The following is a 6,848-nucleotide window of genomic DNA, read 5'->3' on the forward strand; positions in this document are numbered from 1 at the left end:
GTTTCGCGACCTCGGACCTCAACGACCTGTACCGCCGCGTCATCAACCGCAACAACCGCCTGAAGCGCCTGCTCGAACTGAAGGCACCGGAAATCATCGTGCGCAACGAAAAGCGCATGCTGCAGGAAGCGGTGGATTCGCTGCTCGACAACGGCCGTCGCGGCAAGGCGATGACCGGCGCCAACAAGCGCCCGCTGAAGTCGCTGGCCGACATGATCAAGGGCAAGGGAGGTCGTTTCCGTCAGAACCTGCTGGGCAAGCGTGTCGACTACTCAGGCCGTTCGGTCATCGTGGTCGGCCCGCAGCTCAAGCTGCATCAGTGCGGCCTGCCGAAGAAGATGGCGCTCGAACTGTTCAAGCCCTTCATCTTCAACAAGCTTGAATTGAATGGCATGGCGACCACGATCAAGGCCGCCAAGAAGCTGGTCGAACAGGAAGTGCCGGAAGTGTGGGACATCCTCGAAGAAGTGATCCGCGAACATCCGGTCATGCTCAACCGCGCGCCGACGCTGCACCGCCTCGGCATCCAGGCTTTCGAGCCTATGTTGATCGAAGGCAAGGCCATCCAGCTGCACCCGCTGGTCTGCGTGGCGTTCAACGCCGACTTCGACGGCGACCAGATGGCCGTCCATGTGCCGCTGTCGCTGGAAGCGCAGATGGAAGCGCGTACGCTGATGCTGGCGTCGAACAACGTGCTTTCGCCGGCGAATGGCGAGCCGATCATCGTGCCGTCACAGGACATCGTGCTCGGCCTTTACTACGCTACCCGTTCGAAGATCAACGGCAAGGGCGAAGGCATGATGTTCGCCAACGTGAATGAGATGCGCCGCGCCTACGACAACGGTTTCGTCGAACTGCACTCAAAGATTTCGGTGCGGATCCGCGAAGTCGAAGTGATCGACGATGAGAAGCGCGACAAGGTCACCCGTTACGAAACGACGGTCGGCCGCGCCATGCTGTCGGAAATCCTGCCGCCGGGCCTGCCGTTTACCGTGCTCGACAAGGCGTTGAAGAAGAAGGAAATCTCGCGTCTGGTCAACCATAGCTTCCGGCGCTGCGGCCTGCGCGAAACGGTCATCTTTGCCGACAAGCTGATGCAGGCCGGTTTCGCACTGGCGACCCGCGCGGGCATTTCGATTGCGGTGAAGGACATGCTGGTGCCGGATGCCAAGCACACCCTGATCAGCGCTGCCGAAGCCGAGGTGAAGGAAATCGCCCAGCAATACACGTCCGGTCTGGTGACCGACGGCGAGCGTTACAACAAGGTGGTGGACATCTGGGGTCGTGCCGGTGACCAGGTCGCCAAGGCGATGATGGACCAGCTCGGCACGGAAGACACCGTCGATCGCGACGGCAAGACGGTCAAGCAGGAGTCGTTCAACTCCATCTACATGATGGCCGACTCCGGTGCGCGCGGTTCCGCGGCGCAGATCCGTCAGCTCGCCGGCATGCGCGGACTGATGGCGAAGCCGGACGGCTCGATCATCGAAACACCGATCACGACCAACTTCCGGGAAGGTCTGAACGTTCTGCAGTACTTCATTTCGACGCACGGCGCCCGCAAGGGTCTGGCCGACACGGCACTGAAGACGGCGAACTCGGGCTACCTGACGCGTCGTCTGGTCGACGTGACGCAGGATCTGGTGGTGACCGAGGACGATTGCGGCACCAGCGAAGGTTTCGTGATGAAAGCGCTGGTCGAGGGCGGTGAAGTCATCGAACCGCTGCGTGACCGCATCCTCGGCCGTACGACCGCTGCCGATGTGGTGAATCCGGAAACGCAGGCTACGGTGATCTACGCCGGTGAGCTGCTGGACGAAGACAAGTGCGACCTGATCGACTCGCTCGGTGTGGATGAGGTCAAGGTCCGCACGCCACTGACCTGCGAAACCCGTTACGGTCTTTGCGCAAAGTGCTACGGCCGCGATCTGGGCCGTGGCCAGCTGGTGAATACCGGTGAGGCGGTTGGCGTGATCGCGGCGCAGTCGATTGGCGAGCCGGGTACCCAGCTCACGATGCGCACTTTCCACGTCGGCGGTGCGGCGTCGCGGGCGGCGGCTGCAAGCGGCGTCGAGGCGAAGAGCTCCGGCATCATCCGCTTCACGCTGAACATGCGCTATGTCACCAGCGCGAAGAACGAAAAGATCGTCATTGCGCGCAGCGCCGAAGTCATCATCACCGATGACCACGGCCGCGAACGCGAGCGTCACAAGGTGCCCTACGGCGCCACGCTGCAGGTCGATGAAGGCCAGGCCATCAAGGCCGGTACCGCGTTGGCCAGCTGGGATCCGCACACCCGTCCGATCATTACCGAGTACTCGGGCGTGGTCCGCTTCGAGCACGTCGAGGAAGGCGTGACCGTGGCAAAGCAGGTCGACGATGTGACCGGCCTGACCACCTTGGTCGTGATCGATCCGAAGCGTCGCAGCACGACGACCAAGGGTTTGCGTCCGCAGGTCAAGCTGCTCACTGAGACAGGTGAGGAAGTGAAGGTTGCGGGTACGGAGACGCCGGTGTCGATTACCTTCCAGGTGGGCTGCATCATCACCGTGAAGGATGGTCAGACGGTCAGCGTGGGTGACGTGCTCGCGCGCATTCCGCAAGAGTCGGCAAAGACGCGCGACATCACCGGTGGTCTGCCGCGGGTGGCCGAACTGTTCGAAGCCCGTTCGCCCAAGGACGCTGGCCTGTTGGCCGAGGTGACCGGTACGGTGTCTTTCGGCAAGGACACCAAAGGCAAGCAGCGCCTGGTGATCACCGAGCCGGACGGCACGGTGAACGAGTTTTTGATTCCAAAGGACAAGCACGTCACGGTGCACGACGGTCAGGTGGTGAACAAGGGCGAGGTGATTGTCGACGGTGCTGTCGAGCCGCACGACATCCTGCGTCTGAAGGGCGTCGAGGAGCTGGCGCGCTACATCATCGACGAGGTGCAGGATGTGTATCGCCTCCAGGGCGTCAAGATCAACGACAAGCACATCGAGGTCATCGTCCGCCAGATGCTGCGCCGCGTGGTGATCGTCGATTCCGGCGACTCGAAGTTCATCCGGGAAGAACAGGTGGAGCGCTCCGAAGTGCTGGACGAGAACGACCGCCTGGTTTCCGAGGGCAAGCGTCCGTGCGAGTACCAGTACATGCTGCTCGGCATCACGAAGGCTTCGCTGTCGACCGATTCGTTCATCTCCGCGGCGTCCTTCCAGGAAACGACGCGCGTGCTGACCGAGGCAGCGATCATGGGCAAGCGCGATGAATTGCGTGGCCTCAAGGAGAACGTGATCGTCGGACGTCTGATTCCGGCCGGTACCGGTCTGGCCTATCACCGTACCCGTCGCGGACAGATGCGCGGCGATGATGCGGCTGCGGCGGATCGCGTGCTGTTCGGTGACGACCCGATGCCGGTCGAAGCCGAAACCGGCGAAGCGCAGTAGCTAAAGCAGTAACTCGTGGAAGGGTCGACCACCATTGGCAAAGGCCAGCTGGTGGTTGACCCGTCCTGTTAAGTATGCCTATAATCCGGCCTCTTTGTGGGTCCGCCAACCGTAGCGGGCCCGGGGCGAACGAGTCACGGAGGCGGGCCGACCGTAAAAGGCGTCGCCTCCGGTCTTTTGGAATCTCGAAAAATGCCAACCATTAATCAGCTTGTTCGCAAGCCGCGCACGTCGCCGGTAAGCAAATCGAAAGTGCCGGCCCTTGAGGCTTGCCCGCAGAAGCGCGGCGTTTGCACGCGTGTGTACACCACGACTCCGAAGAAGCCGAACTCGGCGCTGCGCAAGGTCGCGAAGGTGCGTCTCACCAACGGTTTCGAGGTGATCTCGTACATCGGCGGTGAAGGTCATAATCTTCAGGAGCACTCGGTCGTATTGATCCGCGGTGGTCGCGTCAAGGATCTCCCGGGTGTGCGCTACCACATCGTTCGCGGTTCGCTTGATCTGCAGGGTGTGAAGGATCGCAAGCAGTCGCGCTCCAAGTACGGCGCGAAGCGCCCGAAGAAGGCTTGACCGGATTCCGTCAGCGCGTACTCAGTGCAGTGTAATAGCAGGAAGTTAAGGGTTTAAACATGCCACGTCGTCGTGAAGTACCCAAGCGGGATATCCTGCCGGATCCGAAATTCGGTAGCGTCGAACTCTCCAAGTTTGTAAATGTTCTGATGTCGGCCGGCAAGAAGTCGGTGGCTGAGCGCATCGTGTATGGCGCTTTCGAGCAGATCAAGACCAAGAGCGGCAAGGATCCGCTTGAGGTTTTTGCTCAAGCGATCAGTAATGTGAAACCGGTTGTCGAGGTCAAGAGTCGCCGCGTTGGCGGTGCCAACTACCAGGTGCCGGTTGAAGTGCGTCCGTCGCGTCGTATGGCGCTGTCGATGCGCTGGTTGCGTGAAGCAGCCCGCAAACGCTCGGAAAAGTCTATGGGTCTGCGCCTTGCGGCTGAACTGCTCGAAGCGTCCGAAGGTCGCGGCGCCGCGATGAAGAAGCGCGACGAGGTGCATCGGATGGCGGACGCCAACAAGGCATTCTCGCACTTCCGTTTCTGAGTCATCCCGCTTAATCGAACGGCCGCCACTTGTGGCGGCCTCTTGTTTCAAAGGACTGTATCGTGGCACGCAAGACACCGATCGAGCGCTACCGGAATATCGGCATTTCCGCTCACATCGACGCCGGCAAGACGACGACCACCGAGCGAATTCTGTATTACACCGGCGTGAATCATAAGCTCGGTGAAGTGCACGACGGTGCGGCCACGACTGACTGGATGGAGCAGGAGCAGGAGCGCGGCATCACCATTACGTCGGCTGCCGTGACGACCTTCTGGAAGGGTATGGCGGGCGACTACCCCGAGCATCGCATCAATATCATCGACACACCGGGGCACGTGGATTTCACGATTGAAGTCGAGCGCTCGATGCGTGTGCTGGATGGCGCTTGCATGGTGTATTGCGCCGTGGGCGGTGTGCAGCCGCAGTCGGAAACCGTCTGGCGCCAAGCCAACAAGTACGGCGTGCCGCGTCTGGCCTTTGTCAACAAGATGGATCGCACGGGCGCGAACTTCTTCAAGGTCTATGAACAGCTGAAGACCCGTTTGCATGCCAATCCGGTGCCGGTTGTTGTGCCTATCGGTGCTGAAGAAGGTTTCAAGGGCGTTGTTGATCTGATCAAGATGAAGGCGATCCTGTGGGACGAGGCGTCCCAGGGCATCAAATTCACGTACGAAGAGATTCCTGCCGAGCTCGCTGATGTATGCAACGAATGGCGCGAGAAGATGATTGAGGCGGCGGCGGAGTCCAGCGAAGAGCTGATGAACCGCTACCTTGAAAACGGCGACCTCGACGAGAAGGACATCATTCTCGGGCTGCGGACCCGCACTATCGCGGGTGAAATCCATCCGATGTTGTGTGGCACGGCATTCAAGAACAAGGGTGTGCAGCGAATGCTGGATGCCGTGATCGATTTTCTCCCGTCGCCGGTTGATATTCCGCCGGTCCAGGGCCTGGATGACGACGACAAGCCGGTCGAGCGCCGCGCAGCCGACGACGAGAAATTCTCGGCGCTTGCGTTTAAGCTCATGTCGGACAAGTACGTCGGTCAGCTCACGTTCATCCGCGTTTATTCCGGCGTGCTGAAATCGGGCGATACGGTGTACAACCCGATCAAGGGCAAGAAGGACCGCATCGGTCGTCTGGTGCAAATGCATGCCAACGACCGTCAGGAAATCGAGGAAGTGCGCGCTGGCGATATCGCGGCCGCAATCGGCCTGTCGTCGGTGACCACCGGCGAAACGCTGTGTGATCCGGACAATGCCGTGACGCTTGAGCGTATGGAGTTCCCGGAGCCGGTGATTCACGTTGCCGTCGAGCCGAAGACAAAGGGTGATCAGGAGAAAATGGGCCTGGCGCTATCGCGTCTTGCCCAGGAAGATCCGTCATTCCGCGTGCGCACCGACGAGGAGTCCGGTCAGACAGTGATTTCGGGCATGGGCGAGCTGCATCTCGAAATCATCGTCGATCGGATGAAGCGCGAATTTGGCGTTGAGGCCAACGTCGGCGCCCCGCAAGTCGCCTATCGCGAAGCCGTGCGCAAGTCAGTCGAACAGGAAGGCAAGTTCGTCAAGCAATCAGGTGGTCGTGGCCAGTACGGCCATGTCTGGATCAAGCTCGAGCCGAACGAAGCGGGCAAGGGTTACGAGTTCGTTGATGCAATCAAGGGCGGCACCGTTCCGCGCGAGTTCATCCCTGCGGTCGATAAGGGCCTTCGCGAAACCTTGCCGAATGGCGTTCTTGCCGGATTCCCGGTTGTTGACGTCAAGGTAACGTTGTTCGACGGCTCGTACCACGACGTCGATTCGAACGAGAACGCGTTCAAGATGGCTGCGTCGATGGCGTTCAAGGACGCGATGCGCAAGGCGAGTCCCGTGCTGCTTGAGCCGATGATGGCGGTCGAGGTGGAAACGCCGGAAGACTATATGGGCAACGTGATGGGCGACCTGTCGGGTCGTCGCGGCATCGTTCAGGGCATGGAAGATTTGCCGGGTGGTATCAAGGCCATCAAGGCTGAAGTCCCGCTTGCGGCAATGTTTGGTTATTCCACGACTTTGCGTTCGTTGAGCCAGGGTCGTGCGACCTACTCGATGGAATTCAAGCATTACGCCGAAGCGCCGAAGAACGTCGCCGAAGCGATCATCAACAAGAAGTGAGTTTTGGGATTTAGGGGCTAGACATGGCAAAGGGAAAGTTTGAACGTACCAAGCCGCACGTGAACGTGGGGACGATTGGGCACGTTGATCATGGCAAGACGACGCTGACGGCGGCGATCACGACGATTCTGTCGTCGAAGTTCGGTGGCGAAGCGAAGGCGTAC

At 60.3% G+C, this 6,848-nt stretch carries 5 protein-coding genes; all 5 read left to right on the plus strand.

From position 1 onward, the window contains the following. A partial coding sequence (gene rpoC, locus Q8R75_RS13295; RefSeq protein WP_305663712.1) for a DNA-directed RNA polymerase subunit beta' occupies positions 1 to 3,428 on the plus strand: 3,428 nt, incomplete at its 5' end. A gap of 192 nt (positions 3,429 to 3,620) precedes the next feature. Continuing rightward, positions 3,621 to 3,998 (plus strand): 30S ribosomal protein S12, encoded by a 378-nt coding sequence (rpsL, locus tag Q8R75_RS13300; RefSeq protein WP_008061703.1) that lies wholly within the window; start codon positions 3,621 to 3,623, stop codon positions 3,996 to 3,998. A 59-nt stretch (positions 3,999 to 4,057) separates the two neighbouring features. Further along, on the plus strand, positions 4,058 to 4,528 hold the full coding sequence (gene rpsG, locus Q8R75_RS13305; protein ID WP_069039297.1) for a 30S ribosomal protein S7: 471 nt from the start codon (positions 4,058 to 4,060) through the stop codon (positions 4,526 to 4,528). 62 nt (positions 4,529 to 4,590) lie between these two features. Further along, a complete protein-coding gene (gene fusA, locus Q8R75_RS13310; RefSeq protein ID WP_305614851.1) occupies positions 4,591 to 6,684 on the plus strand; it encodes an elongation factor G in 2,094 nt (697 codons plus the stop codon). 23 nt (positions 6,685 to 6,707) lie between these two features. Then, a partial coding sequence (locus tag Q8R75_RS13315; protein ID WP_305633223.1) for a GTP-binding protein occupies positions 6,708 to 6,848 on the plus strand: 141 nt, incomplete at its 3' end.

The organism is Methyloversatilis sp. (genome assembly GCF_030696805.1).
GTDB lineage: Bacteria > Pseudomonadota > Gammaproteobacteria > Burkholderiales > Rhodocyclaceae > Methyloversatilis.

Coding starts and splice junctions, on each gene's coding strand:
- rpsL (WP_008061703.1), top strand. CDS start 3,621: ATGCCAACCATTAATCAGCTTGTTCGCAAGCCGCGCACGTCGCCGGTA.
- rpsG (WP_069039297.1), top strand. CDS start 4,058: ATGCCACGTCGTCGTGAAGTACCCAAGCGGGATATCCTGCCGGATCCG.